Here is an 18,665-nt window from a genome sequence, read left to right as displayed (position 1 = left end):
CAAAATTGTATATTAATTAAATTTAGATTAAACATAGAGAATTTTCCATTCAAAAGAAAGCTGTAATAAAAAAGCGGCTTCCAAGAAAGCCGCTTTCTGAATGCAGAATTTATTATTACAGATTTATTTAATAAGCATCATACGTTTCACGTCGGAGAATGACCCAGCATTAAGAGTATAGAAATAAACACCGCTTGAAAGCTGTGAGCCATCGAAAGTAATAGAATGATCACCGCCGTTCATATTGCTGTTCAATAATGATTTTATGAGTCTTCCTGACAGGTCAAAAACATTAATGGAAACGTTACCCGAAAAGTTTTCCGGTAAAACAAAGCTAATGCTCGTTACCGGGTTGAACGGATTCGGGAAGTTTTGCCTGAGAGTAAACACTTCTGCGACTTTATCTTCATCTTCATTAATTTGTGCAAACGGATTCATTGAACCACTTCCTATTACTGGAAAATCAACGTAAGAATTTGCACTTAGATAAATCTTGTTAGTGAAATTTGTCATAACAGGCAGAACATAAGGATTCGTACCAAGGAATTGATAATTCCAACGTTGGTCGAGGTTAGTCATAACGATTCTTATTTTACTACCCGGCTGGAAAATATGTGCATGCGAATTTCCCGGGATTGTAACTTGTTTACGAACGTTTACAGTATTATTTCTGTCAGTAAAATTAATGCTGGTAATATACTTTGCCACACCCGAGCTACTAACTTCAAATATCTGGAAATTAAACTGTGCGACTACTTTATTTGAGATATAATCGAGTCTCAATGTCGGAGTACCTATCATTTTCATACCATTCTTAAGCACCGGTGATTCATAAATTGTTGAATCTTTCACAAAGTTATTTTTAAATCTTGTACCTTCGAATTCATCGTTAACTATCTGCTTCATAGTGTACGAATTCTTGATAGTGTTTTTCAAAGGATTTGTTGCATTCTGATTATTGTTAACGGTTGTTTTCAATTTCTTGTTGGCATTGAAATACAAGCGGTAATTAGCAATATTCTGCGGGGGCCAGACGCTTGAGCTGTCATGCTTATAAGACCACATGTTTCCGTTTACCGGGAAGGTGGTATAAGCATAATGAAATTTAGGACGAGTCAGAATGTTATTTTGATAACCGAACAGCCAGTAGAAAAACCATTCATTAAAGAAATTCATGTGCCACTGGTCTTCTTCCCACGATGTATCACCGCCATGACCCATAACTGCACCGAAATAGTAACGTGATGGAGCTGTCATTATCGGGATTCCATTTATGTTTCCAATAGCATTAAAAAACATATCCTGCCATGAATTCTCCAGAACTATTGGTATTCGATTATTTGCAATGATATCGGAAAAATCCCTATTTAAAGGTAACCATCGTGAAAGACTATCCCATTTATCTTTTTGCTTGGAATAAATCCATTCAGACATTCTGTCAACCTGCGGATTATACCTTGCAATATCCGGTGTGTATTCAATAGTCCAAAGCAATGTCATCTTTATAGAACCATTTTCAATCCAGCTTGACGCAAAATCGGGTGAAGCAAGAGCTGAGATAATTGCTCTAACATGCATACCCATTGATGCAGCCATATAAGGAAGCATACCGCCTTGAGAACCACCCATAATAAGAACTTTACTCGTATCAGAACCAGTAGTTTGTTTGTCTTTTTTGACATAATCAACAAACTCTATTAAATCCTGAGCTTCGGTTCTGCTGATGAGATTAGACAGACCTGTTGAATTCCCCTGCCCTCTAACGCTGTAAGTGTAAACGACATATCCATACTGAGACTGAGCAGATGCCAATCCTTCAAGAACTTCTTTTCTATCACCATAACCATGGACCATAATAACGACAGGGTAACCTTCAGGCAAATAAGGATTAGGCTGAGAAGGATAAAACTTAGATGCGTCCATTAATGCATTATCCCTTAGAGTCAGGATAAAATCCTGTTTAATAACACTCATAGGAGCGTAATTAGGATTGCCAAACAATTTATTAATGTCCGGCAGAACAGGGATTTTATACCTATCCTGTTTGTATTTAGTCCCAAGATCCTGGCCCATAATCGGGCCTGCAAATGCTGTAAAAACCAGCAATAACAGACACGCTGTTTTAATGATTCTAACTTTTATCATTTCCTAATAATTTGATTTACAAAAATCTTAAAAACTTTAAAGAGGCTGGCTTTATAAAGCCAGCCCCTAATAATTTATTTTATTAATGTCATTTTCTTAATTAACGAGGTTCCGTCTGTTGAAGAAAGTTTATAAACATAGACACCGGTTGGAAGTTTACTGCCGTCGAAAGTAACTTTAAAATTACTAACGGGTTTCATATTTCCATTAAGAAGAACAGCTACTTCCTGTCCAAGCATGTTGTACACTTTAAGAGTGACAAAACCTTCTCTCGGAATACTTACATTTATGTTAGTAACCGGGTTGAACGGATTCGGATAGTTTTGTGATAGTTCAAAATCCTTTACCTGTGTTTCAACACCAGAAATACCGACTGTGTTCGGAATAATTCCAGCACCCTTAACGGAAAAGTCGGAATAGGTCATAGAAGGATTATGTAAAACTTCCTGTTTGAATAATACGAGTGATACTGTGTTTAAGTCCGCAGGTGCACCATTAACCATGAAACTGCTTAGAGGAATTTCATGAATTGAATAGTCGCTTGTAAGGTTTATGTTTACGTATGGATAGTAATACTGGTTGTTAGCCCAAGCTTCCAGCTGAACAGTCAAAACGCCTGTACCTTTGGCTTCGAATCTAATTTTGTTAAAATTAGTAAGGCTGATACCCTCGTATGTTGCATCAAGAGACCGTCCAATATAGAGTACATCGTTTGTATAACCGTAAATTCTTGCTCCACCAGTAAATGCCATAGTACCCGACGGGAACTGAGGAGTTGTATTGACTATATTTTCAAATCCGCTGATAACGCTATTCGGACCAGCAAACGGTGCGTATAACCCTCCACCTACAAAAACTGCATCTTTAAATCCGTTCTCACAGTTCATTGTGATGTTTGCTCCTGAAAGATAACCGAAAGGAACTACAACTTCGGATACTTCAGGTTGAATGTTAATATTAATAGTTGTTGTTTGCTCGGGCATGCCCTGCTGAGGTCTATAAGTTACAGTGAACGGAAGTGTTTTAGCTACAGTAGTGCTGTTGGAAAATTTAAATCTCAACTTTCCGTCGTTGTCATAACTTGCTTTCTTTATGTATATCTCAGGATTAATTATCTGGGTTCCGACGTATGATACAGATTTCAAAGTATTGAGCTTTGAAATAATATTTGTAACGATTTCTTTTGCGGAAAATTCTGTACCAGCCCATGCCTGGAAATTATAGACATTGATAGCCCCTGAAGGGACCTGATGCTCTTGAATTGTCCATTTGTTATCGACAATAAATCCAGTAACTGTTTCATAAACGCTGAATGTTATTGAATAATCCGTAACATTTTTTCTCGGATTAAGCAATTTTGCCATATAGAAATCTCTGCTGTTAAGGTTCACACCTTTGAGGTCAATTAATTCATATTTCGAATATCGGTCGCAAGTTGCTTTAGTGTGATTGTAAACATCGGGCGGATTTGTTGTAGTTGCGAATACAGCTCCGACTCTATTTGAGTTAACTTTATAATCACATGCAAAAGCGGAAGTTGCATTTGAAATACCAAGAATATCAAAAGGAGTTGTTTCCACCGCAAATGAATTAAACGGTCCATTTACAGGAATTACATCCTGTAGCAAATAATTTGGAGCAAACATAAAGTTAGTTTGTGCAAGCATTCTCTCTGTTTGTCCGCTTCTTATTTTCATGTATCTTTGAAGCAATAATTCACCCAGATCGTAAGAAGATTCAAGACCTCCGCCGTTACCACCGCTGGTTGAATCCCATGTAATTTCACAAAAATCAATCTTATTACCGCTCTTAGCCTGAGCAAGAGTAATTTTTTGTTTTACATCTGGATTTAAACTATGAATAAAAATTGTTCCGGGAGAAAGTACTATATAATTCGAACTTGCGGAAATCTTTGTGTTAAAAGATGTATTTTTCGTGACTGTAAAGGTTGGAGTGAAACCATCCGGACCAGTAACGAGAGAAGAAGTACTTAAAGTACCTGTAGTTGCAGAAAGAGAGACAGTAACGTTAGGAATACCCACTCCAAGTTCGTTGACCACTTTAACTTTTAAGACTGCTGGAACCAGCGGATCCGGTATGACGTTAACAGGTACAATCTGAATGTTTTTTATAGGAGTCCCAAAATCAGGATGAGCTGCTGCATCCGCAATTATCTGTAATGTTCTTGTTTTAACAGAGGAATTATTAATTGTGTTTGCATCTACATTATCGCTAAAATGCCATATTGCGCACTGTACGGCTGCAGCTTCGATATTTACATCACTATGCGCACCGGAATACGGGTGTTGTTTATACGGCATGTAGTTTAGCAGAATGTAATTAATCGAGACTTTAGAATAACTTGAATCATTATATATCTCAGTAGTTCCACCTATATAATTCCTGATATCAATGCAATAGAAACCTGATATGTCTCCATCATCAATTTTTCCAAGAATCACACCAGCCCAAGTATTTTGAGTAGTGTTTGTATAAGGATTTAAGAATGAAACATTATTAGTCCCATTTCCTAAGGAAGTGTAATGCACTTCGGTTATTCCCCTGTCGTCAGAAAATCCAGCGACTGAGAGAAAACTCATCAATAAAAAAACTGATAAGCAAAGCGAAAATCTCTTTTTCATAGTTTTTATTTTAATTTATAATATTTATCATCATTCAAATACCATGCCATGATACATCCTAAAATATTCAAAAAAACATGTTATTGAAGAATCTTTTATAGTTGTTTAACTCTGTTTTCAATGTATGTACTATTAATACTTTTTTCATTCGATAATTATTTATAATAATACTTTTTAAGTAATTCAAAGATCTTTTTACTTGTATCACCATTCCCGAAAGTGTAATCATATTCATTATTCACGTTGCTTTTGAAATATTCTGCATAGTCGATAAAGTTAGCCACCTCATCATAATCGAAATTCAGCAGTTTTGCATTTTTATCAAGAACCTCAGGACGTTCTGTGACTCTTCTCATAATACCACAAGGAATGTTGAAGAAAAGTGTTTCTTCCTGCAAGCCACCTGAATCTGATATAACAGTATGCGCATTTCTAACCATACCAAGCATTGCAAAATAATCGTTTACCGGATCTTTAATCTCGAACAGCTCATGAGTACCATCAACGAGACCTTCAGAAAAGCTTTTTCTAATTGCAGGATTTGGATGCAGAAGATGAACAATTTTTCTCCGGGTTTTATCTTTTTTCAAAAGTTTATTAATAATCGAAGAATAATCTTTTACTTTATCCCAGTTTTCTCGTCTGTGCAAAGTACTTAGAATATAATCCTTTTCAGGATATTCAATAATTTTTTTCTCATTTAAAAGAGTTACGATTGCGTCATTTATAGTATTACCAACTATAAAGCATTTATCTTCACTAATACCTTCTCTAATCAGATTTCCATAGCTTATTTTAGTAGGACAGAAATTAAGGGCAGAGACTCTACCTATTGATTCTCTGAAGAACTCTTCGGGGAATGGATTCAGATGATCGAAAGTTCTAAGCCCAGCTTCCACGTGAAATACAGGAATCTGATTCAAGAAACTCCAAACAGCACCTGCATAAGCAGACGCAGTATCGCCCTGAACGACAACGCCGTGTACGTCATTTATGCTTAGACCTGATTCTCCTTTAACAAACTGTCTGTTAAGGTCCTGCATAAGATGTGCAACAAACAGTTCCAGGTCAGCACTTCGGTTTGGTATTTCTTCCGCTGACATATCGAACTTCAAATCTAAATACGAAAGAATATCCTCAGAAATAGTCTGCTGTGCAGAGTTAAAAAGTATTGGATTAAATTCACATGAATTTTTCAGTTCTCTGTACAGAACGAATAGTTTAATAATTTCGGGTCTTGTTCCGAGAATAAATAGTATATTCTTTTTATTTGTCATATAGTTTTTTTATGCTGTTTATTAGACGTAGAAATCCGCTGAATATAATGTAAAAATTAAATTACAATAATATTTTGGGATTCAGATTAATAGTGCGTCGTTGAATCCCAGACGACTTTTGCTTTCGATTTTGTGTTTTTGTAAACGCTGAAGGATCGGGCAATTGCAAAGAAATTAACGATTGTATCTACTGGTAATCTGAATAAACTGAAGAAAGCATAACTGAAGCCATACCAGTTGTATGTAAAAATAAATCTATGTGATAACCTGGAAATCATAAATATCAGGTTTGAAATCATAAGCAGCCAGAGGACTGAACTGTGACCAACAAGTGAGTTAACGTGCGTCCACTGAAATATCTTACTAAGCACCGCAAACAAGAGGTACAGAAGCACCACATTTGAAAGAAATGCGCTGAAGAAGCTGAAGACGGATTTTCTATCTCTGAACAGAAAGTATTTTGTTACTAAATTACCTGACCATTTATGAGATTTCCAATTTTGAAATACTATCCCTGCAACCCATCTGGAGCGCTGTTTTACGGCAGACCAGAAAGTATTTGGGAAAAATTCTGCTGTTGCAATACGGGAAGCATCATCATCTTCATCAAGTTTTACATTAAAGAAGCCTGTTTTAAAACCAAGCTCGTGGAATCTAAAACCGAGTTCATAGTCTTCAGTCAGGTTTATATCGTTAAAGAGACCTTCTTTCTTTTGTTTCGGTCTTATTGTTATCGGACCGTGAGGTGCGACTTGCTTAGATTCGACTTTCTTTTGAGTGCGATCTGATTTTAAAACAACTTTCTCTTCAACCTTTGTTGTTTCGTCTAATTTAACATTTGAATCATGTTTTAACTCCTGTTCATCAGAAGAAAGAGATGATAATCCCTCTTTCATACTACTAATTTTCTCGTCAAAGTGTTCAAGTTTGTCTTTCAGTAAATCTTCGTTTGACTTTTTATCTATCTTTTTTGATTCTTCATAAAAAGCATTAAACATTTTTGTGAATAATGCTCGTTCTTTATCGGATAATTTATCAGCTGTGACTTCTTCAGATTTGTTACTTAATGATTGACTATCTGTTAACATATTGAGTTTTGAAATTCTATCCTGTATATCACTGATAGTTCCGGACAGATCTTCTTCCTTCTCTGAATAATCAGAATATTTACCAGCTGCCTGAGAAAATAGGCTGTGTGTACCATCAACATTAAGAACCGGGTCTTTGATAGTTGATTTCATCTCGGGTGATGAATCTTGAAGGTTCTCCCTGAAAGAATCAAGTTTCTGTTTAAGGTACAGATCGTTTTCTATCTGTTTACGGCTTATATTGCTATTCTGCGACGATTTATTTTCGTACAGTCCACGAATTCTTTCTTCAATTTCTTTAATTTTATCATCAATAGACTGTTTATTTTTACTATCGTCGTTCAGGTGATCGCCGAGATTCTTAAATATATTCTGTTCACTGGAAGTCATGATCTTATTGTTGTAATTATTTGTTAATTTTATTTTCGTTATTATTATTTTGCTTCGCTTGTAAGTCATCAGGCGAAATACTAATTTTATTTTTCAATCTGTTACCACGCAGCGTATCAGCATCACTACCGGAGTAAATAACGAAGATAACCCATCCGGCCAGAATAAGCATAAAAAGAATCGTAAATACCTTTATAAATGCTGATGTTGACTTTTTAGAAGTCTCTTTCTGATTACCTCTTAGAATTTTAAAGGGATCGTCGTTAAAGTTCGTCGAATTAAAATTTAGAGAATTCAATTTAGAAGAATCCGTGCTAATTGTTTCTTCTTCGTTGTTATTGAAGATGAAATCTTCGTCTTTCAATCCCAGACTCTCGAAATAACTGTTGTGCCCTGATTTTTTCCCCATTTTAGTAATTTTTTGTAATTTGTTTAACCGGTTCTTTCAATTTTGAAATATCCCGTCTTGCGTCTATTAGTTTATCGTAATCTGAAATGATAACTCTGTAAATATTCTTACCATCAAGAATTGACAGTTTTACTGAAACAGATTTACCCGATAAAATACCTGAATAATTTAGTTCATTAACCCTCTTTCCTGCTGAAAGTTCATTACTCCAAGTGGATTCAATGATGCTGAATTTATTAATTCCGGATTCTGTATAGAGAACATTGTATTTAATATCCGAGAAACCATTGCTCACACTAACAATTTCCTCGATAGGAATACCTGATTCGGATAAGTCATATTTGCCTGATAATTCACCCGACATATTACTTTTAGCTATAGCGTCACCGGGAGAAAAATTCAGATTATTCATTAAATCACTTGAAGCAAACATAGAATCATTTGATTCAGTATTTCCAGTGTAAACAAGGAATGAAATCCACCCGATTATAATTGCCATAAACAAAAACGTATAACTCCTGAGATAATCCTTTATTGACCTGTTTGACTTACCGTTCTTAGGATTTAAGGTTTTAAACGGATCATCCTGGTATCTTGTCCTATTGACATGAATAGCTTCTTTGTGCGTTTCGTCATTTTGAAAAACCAAGTCTTCCTCCGTGAAGGAAACATCTTTTTCACTTACAGAGAAATCGGGCTGATAATTCGTGTTGAACGGGTCAACATAATTATTTTCCTTATTTTTACCGTTTAAATTCTCATGGTAATGCTTTTCAAGAAAGTTAAATGTTTTTCTATGAAATCCCATACCAGTTCCCGCAAAAGGAATAAACGTACCCATAGCCTGGCGAACTATCATGTCTTTAGTATGGACTTCTGCAAAAGCATCGCAATAAGTGCGATGGAAGAGTTTACCAAGCTTGCTTTTGATTGGAATAACGGGAATTTGAATTGCATGATATCCCTTGTAACCAAGCAAAAGGTTATAAAGCTTTAAAGAAAACGGATGAATAAAATCTTCAGCATCATGTACGAGAATGATTTCAAACTTTCCGTATTGTTTTTCATATTCAATAAGACCTGCATACAACAAATTAAGATTATCAGCTTTTGTTGTCGGACCGTTAACGTTATTTACGCAAGGTATAACTCGAGAGTCTTTTTGCGAAACTTCCTGAACAACCTTTAATGTTTCAGGGTCGTTAGGATACACACCAATAAAAAATCTATAATTTTCATATTTTAAATTTGTCACCGCATAACTCAATGTTCTACCAATAACGCCTGATTCTTTCCATGCGCCGATAAAAACTGCAATTGGCTTTTCGGGTTTTTCAAACATCTCCGAAAAATCCGGCAATTTTCTCTTGTAATTACCTTTTTCGAACCAATACAAAAGGTCCAAATAAAGATCATCAACCCCGCTAATAAACAGCATGATTGCGGTAATCCACAGTAATATTTGGAAAATGTCATAAATCATAGTTTTGTATTATAATATAGTAAAAATCCTGCTCTCACAGTAAAAAAGCTCCTCATATCTCCGGCAAAATACACAGATTTATTTGTTTTCGGGTCTATACTAACAAAGAAGTTTCTGTACACGCCCTCAACAAAAAACACCGGAAAACTCTGGATGTTTGGTTTAAAAGTAACTCCCGCACCAAAATCTAAATAGTTGTTATAATCAAATTGTTCTGTATCAGCTGCAACTTCCTGTTTCAGATAAAACTCAAAGTAAGAATATCCGCCAAGCATGAACCTAAGGGCTTCTTTATTCTGCAAATTGACGAATACATTTCTAAACTTGTAATCATACAAAGCAGAAGTGTAAATATCGTAATAGAAGCTCTCGGTATTTTGCGATCTTGAGGGTTTATAGAAGTGAGCCGTTCCAATTCTTTTACCCATTGAAAGAATTGGTTTAAAACTAAAACTGTTTTTCTTAAAATCAATTTCTCTGACATAACCCATTCTGACTTCAAAACTCATCCAGTCTGTAATAGTAAATTTAGTAAATGCCCCAAATTCAACATATCTGTCATTTAAAATATTACCTGGTTTTGATTTTGAATCAAAGTATGTATCAAAATATGGTCCGACATGAATACCTTTTGTAAGTTTCACGTTTAAATGGGTGAGTAGATTTCCAACATAGTTTTGGTAATAACTATCATAAAAATTATGGAAGTACAGGTCAAATGACACAACAGAATTCTGTATCATTTTTTCTCTAATGTAATATCTGGAAATTGCAGCCTTGTCAATTTCATTATCGTTGTAAGAAAATTCCATAACCTTTCCAAAACTATTGTAGGCGCTCTCATATTTTCTGCTTGCATCATAAAGATATCCAAGCTGCAAGTGTATCTTTGAATCTTCAGGTTTTGTTTTTAAATATTGATTAAATGAATTAATTGCTTCTATTATACATTCTTTTGTTAGTATAATCGTATCCTCTGTTCAACAATTCAATTTCTGATGCGTTTGGTATTGTGTCTTGAGGTAAGAATTCTTCTGAAACAATGTTAGATAAAGTCAATTTTGTACCGTTTTCATTATCATTCAAGGATATAAAATCTTGTGCTGCTGAAAATCCGACTGAACTTAAAAGTAAAACAACTGCTATATTTAAAATTTTCTTTATCAAAATGTTTATTTTAATTCAATTTTTTAATTTCATAAATACATATAGTTTGTGTAGCAATTAGTGTGCCAAAATAACAATTTAGAAAAATAAAATAAAGCACGTATTATCAGTAGTTTATGTACTTTTTATATATAATATAGAGGATAAATGCAGAATTTATATTTAATATCATAGTATATACGTTTAATAATATAGTATGTATACTATTATACTTCATGAATAATTTACATATAATATTCAATCATAACAATTTTCAAGGTATGGTTTTTAACATTTTAATAGAATTTAACACCCTTGGACCCGGTCTTGTGAATACATTTTCGTCCAGTACAAAATAAGATTTTTCCCTCACGGATTTAAGTCGATCAAATCTTTGCTCAAGTTCTTTTATGATACTTAATTCTTTTGATTTATCAGCGAATATGAAAAGATAATCAGGATTTCTTGAGAAAAGGTCCTCCTCTGCAATTGAAGGATAATCAAGATTTTCATTTTCGTATACATTAGAAAAACCGCTCATTTTAAAAACATCGTTGAGGAATGTTTTTTTATTAAAAGTGATGAGTGGTTTCAGTGCAAGAAATCCTGCATACATTCTTGTTTGTGAATCATCGGATAATGATTTCAATTCCATTTTAAAATCTTTAAGTACACTATCGCTAACAGGATTTTTAAATATTAAATTCAATTTTTCAAGTGAGGACACGATACCATCAACATTTTTAGGATTAAGGACAAAAACCCTTAAACCAAGGTCTTTCAATGATTTATATGTAATCTGTGAATTACCTTCCGTTGTAAGGAAAATTAAATCTGGGTTCAGATTTGTTATTATCTCCAGATTAGGATCAAGCATACCGCCAATGTTAGTCTTCAGTTTTGCTTGTTCCGGAAAATCACAGTATTGTGTGACCCCGATTAGATTTGAATCGAGTCCAAGAAAAAAGATAGATTCCGTAATACTCGGAGCGAGTGAAATTACTCTTACAGGTTTTTCATTGAAATCAAATTCATTCCCAAGGTCGTCAATTACTGAAATTCGTTCTTTATCCATTTCTGTTTTGCATGAAATGAAAAAAAGTAGTAAAAGAAATATTAACGAATATCGTTTCAAGTCTTTAGCTTCTTCTTTTTTGCTGCCGGAAAAAGTACATTGTTTAAGATTAGTCTGTATCCGGGGGAATTCGGATGTAAATTCAATTCCGTCGGTGGTGCACCCACAAGGTGTGCATAGTCCTCCGGGTCATGACCTCCGAAGAACGTAAATGTCCCCTTTCCGTAATTACCGTGTATATACTTCACAAGATTTAATCCCTCATTCATTCCCATCACTATTACATTCTTCTTAAGAAATTCTTTTCTGAATCCGCTCGTCTGTCCAAGAAAACCCGCAACCAGCGCCGTATGACATTGAGTCAGCATCGAAGGTACAGGATCTAACTTTGCCGAAAATTCTACAAGCTTGAAGTAATCATTAAACTGTCCTATGTTAAGCAAATCCTGCGTGATATCGATGTTTGAATACCTGTAAACGTAAGGGTTCAGCTCCACCTGAAAATTTTCAAGCGCCATGCATTCCGAAAAATCCAGTTTTGAATTTGCATCCGGGTCGAAAGGGTCGCCGTCGTACATCACATCGCAGATATCAGTGTACTGGCTCGCAAGCGCTATATCGTAAGTGTCCGTAGCACTGCACATCGTAAAAAGGAATCCCCCGTTCGAAACATATTCTTTCAGTTTTTTCACTACGGCTAATTTTAGCTTCGATACTTTGTTAAACCCGAGCTTTATTGACATTTCTTCGTTTACGGCTTTCTGTGTCATGTACCAGGGCGATGCTCCGTAATTCGCAAAAAACTTTCCGTACTGCCCCGTGAAATCCTCATGATGAAGATGTACCCAGTCAACACCCTTTAGCTTGTCAGATAAAACTTCCTCATCCCAGAGTTTTTGATATGGGATTTCTGCATAGTCCAGAACAAGCTGAACTGCATCATCCCAGGGCAAAGCATTTGGAGGTACATATACTGCTATCTTGGCAACCTTTTCGAGCCGTATTACATCCATGTTATTGTTGTCATCTTTTACACTTGCGTAAACCTGTGCAGCAGCGGTACCGTCCAGAAGTTCATAACTCACACCCTTCAATTTGCATTCATCTTCAATTCTCGATGAATAATTAAACATAAACGCACCACTTTTGTAATTCAGAAGCCAGTCAAGCTCCCCTCCTTCAAGAAGAAACCTATATGCAATGCCGTATGCTTTAAGGTGATTTGCCTGACCTGATGTTTCCATTGGTACCAAAAGCTTTGATTGGGAAAAAACAAAGCCATTACATAAAAACAGTATAAATATTAATTTTAATGTTTTAAAATTCATTTAATCGAATTAATTTGCATACAAGACACCCTATTACAAATTGTAACAATCTTTGAATACATATAGTTTAAATATTTTAGCTTTTGAATCGTCGTGCGATGAGACTTCTGTGGCTGTTCTGCAAAATGATAAAGTGCTTTCAAACATTATTCTTTCGCAGGAATACCATAAGACTTTCGGAGGCGTAGTACCAGAGATAGCTTCCCGCGAACATCTCAGGAAAATCACAGAAATGACTGAAAAAGCACTTGCTAAATCAGGCCTCAATCTGAAAGACATTAATCTTATCGCAGCCGCTTCCGAACCGGGTTTAATCGGGGCAATTCTTATCGGTCTTAATTTTGCAAAATCTCTCGCCGCTTCGTTATCCGTCCCCTTCATTCCCGTGAATCATATTCATGCACATTTATATTCCCCTTTCCTCAGTAATAATAAACCGCATTTCCCCTTCCTTGCGCTTATTGTCTCAGGCGGACATACATTACTAGTTCTTGTGGAAGATTTCTTCAAGCATAAAATTCTTGGTACAACTATTGACGACGCAGTAGGTGAAGCTTTCGATAAAGTCGCTAAAATGATGGGACTCGGATATCCGGGAGGTCCGCTTATCGATAAATACGCAAAATATGGCGATATCAACTTTCATAAATTTCCTATCGCACAGCTTAAAAATACTAAATACAATTTCTCATTCTCCGGTCTGAAAACTTCTGTCTTGTATTTCCTGAAAGAAATTGAATATGATTCGAACAGGTCAGATGAGCTTATTAGCAATATTGCTGCCTCATTCCAGCATATAGCCGTTGAGACACTCTATCTTAAAGTGAAGAAAGCTATAAAAGAATTTCATGTTGATTTTCTTACTGTCTCCGGAGGCGTATCCGCAAACTCTTACTTAAAGAAAATGTTTTACGAACTTCAAAAATGCAACGTAAAGGTTTACATTCCTGACATTGTGTATTCCACCGATAACGCTGCAATGATAGGTATCACGGCATATTTCAAATACATTATATCAAATAATCAAGATTATTTTATAAAAGAATCTCTCTCTGTAAAAGCAAGACCACGCCTGGACTACATTAAATTTTAATCCTTTTTCTTCATCTTGCCCTTGCCGTATTTCCCAAATCCCGACCATACCATTACTGCTGCAATCAAATGTATCCAAAACCACGGACTCGAAGTCCCGAGGTTTTCCGCAACAAATATTAATATCAGAACTCTGGGCAGGAATATTGTGAGCAGTACATCTCCAACAAATGGTACCTGATTATATGGTATCTGATGAATAAAATAATAAATAAGTAGTGCTATCCTCGGCAGAAAAAGACTTAATACTAAAAATATTGTATCCATATTCTATGTATTTAATTTGACTTGAACGCTTTTTAAAGCATTTGTATTTTATACAATAATTTAATAAAATTTCAATATAAATGTTATGAATATAATTTCCCTTCTTGAAAAGAATAAAGAAAAAGTTATTGAAGATTCATGCAGACAGATTAACGAAGTAAAACTGAAAGGTTACACAAAAGAAGGCTCCTCAATTACAAAACAAAAGCTCACAAACCTCTACAAAAAGGTAATTGAATGCGCAAATAAGAAAGAACTTATTCCGATGCTAAATTATACAGAGAAGATTGCTAAAGAAAGGTTCGCCAGCGGCTACGACCTGCATGAAGTTCAAACTGCTATTAACGCCCTCGAAGAAAACATCTGGCAGATTATTTTCAAAAATATAAAACCCGATAAGCTTGCCGAATCGCTCGGTCTTGTTAGCTCTATTCTCGGCGCGGGCAAAGATAACCTTGCTAGAAATTACGTCGCTCTCGCAACACAAACGAAAGCTTCGACTATCAATCTGCAAAGCCTTCTTAGCGGAAGCGAAAGCATCGCTGATAACGGATAAAAACAATAATCTTTCTTTAAACCGTCAGATATCTGTCTGTGATTAAAAATTTGTTTTGATAGAATCTTTTTTAATATTTTTTATCGTTGAGATTCTTTATTTTAATCTAAAGAAATGTGAAATAATAATCAGGCAGTAATAATATTATACTCTCGGTAGTTCAATAATAAACTTGCTCCCTTTTCCTAATTCGCTTTCTACACTTATATTGCCTCCGTTAAGTTCTATCATTTCTTTGCATAATAAAAGACCTAAGCCGGTTCCTTTCTCATTCATCGTACCTAACCGTGTATATTGCTGGTCAATTTCAAATAATTTCTTGATATCTACATCATCCATTCCTACTCCATTATCAATGATTTTAACTTTTACCACACCATTTATTGTTTCACTTTCAATTTTGACTTCTCCGTCTTGGCGGGTAAACTTTAATGCATTTGATATTAAATTTTGTAGTATGGAATTCAGCATATTAACATCAGCTATTATGTAAATATCCTTATTAACATTATTGATTAGGGATATTCTTTTTCTGATAGCATTCGAAATCAGTAGTTCAATTACGGAATTCACTTCTGAATATAAATTCAGTTTCTGAGGTATAACTTCTATTCTGTTCGTTTGAAGTCTCGACCATTGTAAGAGATGGTCAAGTAAATTATGTGCATTTCTCGCAGACGTTCTGACATGTCCTATGTATTCTTTCCTTTCTATTTCTGTCAGTACATCAAAATCGGTGTAAAGGAATTCTGAAAAACCCAAAAGTCCCTGAAACGGACTTTTTAAGTCATGTGCTACAATCGAGAAAAATTTGTCTTTACTTGCATTCAAATCCTTTAATTCTTTTGCATGTTTTATTAATGCTTCCTGTATCTGAATATGTTCTGTCATATCCATTGCAACGCCCCTTATTCCAACCGTTTCACCGTTCTCTATTTTTGGAGCAGCATTAACACTAATGGGTATTCTCTTCCCTGTCTTTGTAATACATGTATAGTTGATGTTATACAATGTTTCATTCCTTAGTATATTATTAAGGTTTTCTTTCAGGTAAGCATGCTCCGCAGGTATTATGATTTCTGAAATATTAATGCCCTTTTCCAATTCTTCAGATGTTATGTTAAGCATTTTTAATCCATAACTATTCACAAATATAATATTACCTTGTATGTCAATCTCATAAACTGTTTCCGGTAATAGTTCAATTAAATCCTGATATTTTCTTTTGCTGTCAATTAATTCTTGTTCGGTTTTTTTACGGATTTGAATCTCCTTTTCGAGTTTGACATTCTGTGATTTTTGATCCCGTATTTTTACAAAAGACGCTACCATGCCGCCAAAGATAATTAACATCAAAAAAAGGAACCACCATGACTTATAAAATGGAGAATTTATTTTTATTATACCCGATGTTTTTACTTCACTCCATTCGCCGGAGAAATTTTTCACCATAACACTAAACTGATATTCACCGGAATTTAGGTTTACATACTTTACCTTATCAAGCATCGATTGACTTATTTCCTGCCAGTGTTTATCGTATCCATCTAATTTATATTTGTATAACATCGATTCTTCATTCACATAAGAAATACCCCTGAAGTTGAATTTAAGAGTATTATCGTTATGCGAAATAGAATTTTCATCATAAAGATTGTACTTAAATCCTTTACTGTCCTCGAAATCCAGTATTTTTAACTCAGGTACAGAAACAGGTATTTTATTGTATTCAGGCAAAAAACAGGATAATCCCAAATCTGTTCCTACCCATATACGTCCCTCTGAGTCTATTATTCCCGCAGAACGGTTTGTTTCTATACCGGCAAGTCCATTTTGAGTGTTTATTAATTCAATATTCTGTTCTCCATTCCATTTTATCACACCATCATTTGAACCTAACCAATAATTACCCTCTTTATCCTGTATAATAAAATAAATTGGTTTTGATATCTCAATCCCATTATTATTATACTTCACAAGTAGTCTATTGTCAATAAAGTACAAACCTGTGGATGTACCAACAAATTCTGTTCCTGATTTATTTTTATAATATGAATAAGCATTTATTTTATTTCCGATTTTTGACGGTATCTGTTTTGCTCCTTTATCATCTGCATACCAAACTCCATTGTTTCCCAATACGTACATTCCGCCTCTATCTGATGCATACAGCTTTCTATTTGTATTAATTATATTATCGCTGTATTCATATTTAACCAGTTTGTTATCTTTAATTATAAATATATCATTTTTTTCAGAAATAGTGCCCACCCATATTCTTCCTTTTATATCCTTATTTATACTATTAAATTGTTTTACGTTTTCACTTTTATACCATTTTATCTTTCCGTCAGGGTACATTTTCCCCACGCCGTTCCCAGAGGCTGAAAACCACACATTCCCGTCATTATCTTTGATCATATCCAGTACTCTTGCAGAGTTGGTTCTATCATACTCGAATTTATATCTCTTGAAATTGTTATCCTTTTCAAGTACTGTCAAACCATTAATATGTCCAAAAACAAACTTACTCTCCGTTACTTCCGTTATTGCGGTTACATCATTGTCAAGAAGCCCGCTGCTGACAAAATAATTTACTAAAGATAATTTATTGATTTTATCCACACCCCTCGTATCTGCAAACCAAACATTCTTCTCTCTGTCAATAAACAACGATGCAGCACCGTTTGATGAAAATCCGTTTGATGTCATTAAAGGCATCATTTTGTCCGAATCTCTGCTTATAAAATATTTAGAATTATTATTACCGAATATTATTCTTCCTCTTTCGTGAAAACCTATAAATCCGGATTCGTTCGTGTAAAATGTTGGAAGTTGTAAATCACTTTTATATACTCTGAAATTATCATCTTCAAAATATCCCAGTCGATCGTAACTTAATACCCATAATTTCTCATTCTGCTTCCCTGTATTTTCAAATTCTATCGTTAGAAGTTCGTCCTGCGTAAAAGTTAATTTCTCATTTAAGCTTCGGTCGATTTTCTCATTTTCAATAATATATATTCCCGACTTTGTTGCGAAATAAAATTTTCCCCCTTTAGCTATTACACGATTTACATAATTATCTCTTGAGTTATCTGTATAATAAAATCTTTGCCATAATTCATCTTTATACATATAAATTCCATTGTTGCCGCCTACGCATAATAATGGTTTTTCATCAATGTACATCACAGCAAAATCTGTTATCATAAAAGTGTTATCTGGAATGTTTAATATTTTAAATCTATTTAAACTATTCTTATCAAAGTAAATTATAGTATCATTATTGTAAAATGGGAAACACCATATTATGCCCTTTTCATCAAGTTTTACTCGCTTATAATGCTGCTCTGGTAATCCGTCGGTTCTGTCATAATTCTTAAAATTAAACCCATCGTATGAACTTATTCCATCATGTGTTGCCGCCCATATTATACCGCTGCTATCCTGGCAAATATCATAAACTAATCTAGTTGCCAGACCGTCCTGTGTATTATAAGATTTTATGAAGTATTCCTGAGAAAAAACATTCAGAGAAAGAAATGTGAATATAATAATAAGTAAAAATCTATTGCGCATTAAAAATCACCTTTGTAGATTATTATGGGAATTATTTGCAAAAAAACACTCTTAAATTTAATTTTTTTGCTTTCAATTTACAAGGATTTTCTATATACTGATTATTATAAGAAAAATATATAATAATCCTTATTGCGGCTTATCTGATTGACACAATTTTATCGTTTAGAATTTTATTCGGTTTC

General features: G+C 34.5%; 14 protein-coding genes. 2 read left to right on the top strand and 12 right to left on the bottom strand.

Annotation, left to right across the window (positions count from 1 at the left end; all coding sequences use genetic code 11):
- Positions 1 to 123 precede the first annotated feature (123 nt).
- The 10 genes from WC644_03780 to WC644_03735 all read right to left on the bottom strand — a co-directional run bounded on the left by WC644_03780 (position 124) and on the right by WC644_03735 (position 12,899).
- Positions 124 to 2,145 (bottom strand): alpha/beta fold hydrolase, encoded by a 2,022-nt coding sequence (locus WC644_03780; GenBank protein MFA5011055.1) that lies wholly within the window; start codon positions 2,143 to 2,145, stop codon positions 124 to 126.
- A 74-nt stretch (positions 2,146 to 2,219) separates the two neighbouring features.
- Positions 2,220 to 4,787 carry a T9SS type A sorting domain-containing protein gene (locus tag WC644_03775; protein ID MFA5011054.1) on the bottom strand — a complete coding sequence of 856 codons (2,568 nt, stop codon included), beginning with the start codon at positions 4,785 to 4,787 and terminating at the stop codon, positions 2,220 to 2,222.
- Positions 4,788 to 4,942: 155 nt separating this feature from the next.
- A complete protein-coding gene (gene wecB / locus WC644_03770) occupies positions 4,943 to 6,064 on the bottom strand; it encodes a UDP-N-acetylglucosamine 2-epimerase (non-hydrolyzing) (protein MFA5011053.1) in 1,122 nt (373 codons plus the stop codon).
- Between the two features lie 86 nt (positions 6,065 to 6,150).
- A complete protein-coding gene (locus tag WC644_03765; GenBank protein MFA5011052.1) occupies positions 6,151 to 7,542 on the bottom strand; it encodes a glycosyltransferase family 2 protein in 1,392 nt (463 codons plus the stop codon).
- Positions 7,543 to 7,558: 16 nt separating this feature from the next.
- Positions 7,559 to 7,951 (bottom strand): hypothetical protein, encoded by a 393-nt coding sequence (locus WC644_03760; protein MFA5011051.1) that lies wholly within the window; start codon positions 7,949 to 7,951, stop codon positions 7,559 to 7,561.
- 1 nt (position 7,952) lies between these two features.
- Positions 7,953 to 9,434 carry a glycosyltransferase gene (locus WC644_03755; GenBank protein MFA5011050.1) on the bottom strand — a complete coding sequence of 494 codons (1,482 nt, stop codon included), beginning with the start codon at positions 9,432 to 9,434 and terminating at the stop codon, positions 7,953 to 7,955.
- Positions 9,431 to 10,315, bottom strand: coding sequence for a hypothetical protein (locus tag WC644_03750; GenBank protein ID MFA5011049.1), 885 nt, complete (start codon positions 10,313 to 10,315; stop codon positions 9,431 to 9,433). The genes WC644_03755 and WC644_03750 overlap by 4 nt, the downstream gene beginning before the upstream one ends.
- A 49-nt stretch (positions 10,316 to 10,364) precedes the next feature.
- On the bottom strand, positions 10,365 to 10,601 hold the full coding sequence (locus WC644_03745; GenBank protein ID MFA5011048.1) for a hypothetical protein: 237 nt from the start codon (positions 10,599 to 10,601) through the stop codon (positions 10,365 to 10,367).
- A gap of 253 nt (positions 10,602 to 10,854) precedes the next feature.
- Positions 10,855 to 11,655, bottom strand: coding sequence for a helical backbone metal receptor (locus tag WC644_03740; protein MFA5011047.1), 801 nt, complete (start codon positions 11,653 to 11,655; stop codon positions 10,855 to 10,857).
- A gap of 56 nt (positions 11,656 to 11,711) precedes the next feature.
- Positions 11,712 to 12,899, bottom strand: a complete 1,188-nt coding sequence (locus WC644_03735) for an asparagine synthetase B (protein MFA5011046.1) — start codon at positions 12,897 to 12,899, stop codon at positions 11,712 to 11,714.
- 136 nt (positions 12,900 to 13,035) lie between these two features.
- On the opposite strand from WC644_03735, the gene tsaD reads away from it, so the two are divergent.
- Positions 13,036 to 14,076 carry a tRNA (adenosine(37)-N6)-threonylcarbamoyltransferase complex transferase subunit TsaD gene (tsaD, locus tag WC644_03730; protein ID MFA5011045.1) on the top strand — a complete coding sequence of 347 codons (1,041 nt, stop codon included), beginning with the start codon at positions 13,036 to 13,038 and terminating at the stop codon, positions 14,074 to 14,076.
- On the opposite strand, the gene WC644_03725 is transcribed toward tsaD, so the two are convergent.
- Positions 14,073 to 14,342: a hypothetical protein gene (locus WC644_03725; GenBank protein ID MFA5011044.1), complete on the bottom strand. Its 270-nt coding sequence runs from the start codon at positions 14,340 to 14,342 to the stop codon at positions 14,073 to 14,075. The genes tsaD and WC644_03725 overlap by 4 nt on opposite strands.
- 85 nt (positions 14,343 to 14,427) lie before the next feature.
- On the opposite strand from WC644_03725, the gene WC644_03720 reads away from it, so the two are divergent.
- The gene (locus tag WC644_03720; GenBank protein MFA5011043.1) at positions 14,428 to 14,898 is read left to right on the top strand and encodes a hypothetical protein; all 471 of its coding nucleotides are present in this window, start codon (positions 14,428 to 14,430) and stop codon (positions 14,896 to 14,898) included.
- 144 nt (positions 14,899 to 15,042) lie between these two features.
- Here the strand turns inward: WC644_03720 and WC644_03715 are convergent, their stop codons facing one another.
- The gene (locus WC644_03715; protein MFA5011042.1) at positions 15,043 to 18,480 is read right to left on the bottom strand and encodes an ATP-binding protein; all 3,438 of its coding nucleotides are present in this window, start codon (positions 18,478 to 18,480) and stop codon (positions 15,043 to 15,045) included.
- Positions 18,481 to 18,665: the final 185 nt, after the last annotated feature.

It is taken from the genome of Ignavibacteria bacterium, from assembly GCA_041649015.1.
In the GTDB taxonomy this organism is placed as follows: Bacteria; Bacteroidota; Ignavibacteria; order Tepidaquicellales; family Tepidaquicellaceae; genus CAIKZJ01.
The sequence above is the reverse complement of the archived record's forward strand: the minus strand, read 5'-3'. Positions and strand labels throughout refer to the sequence as shown.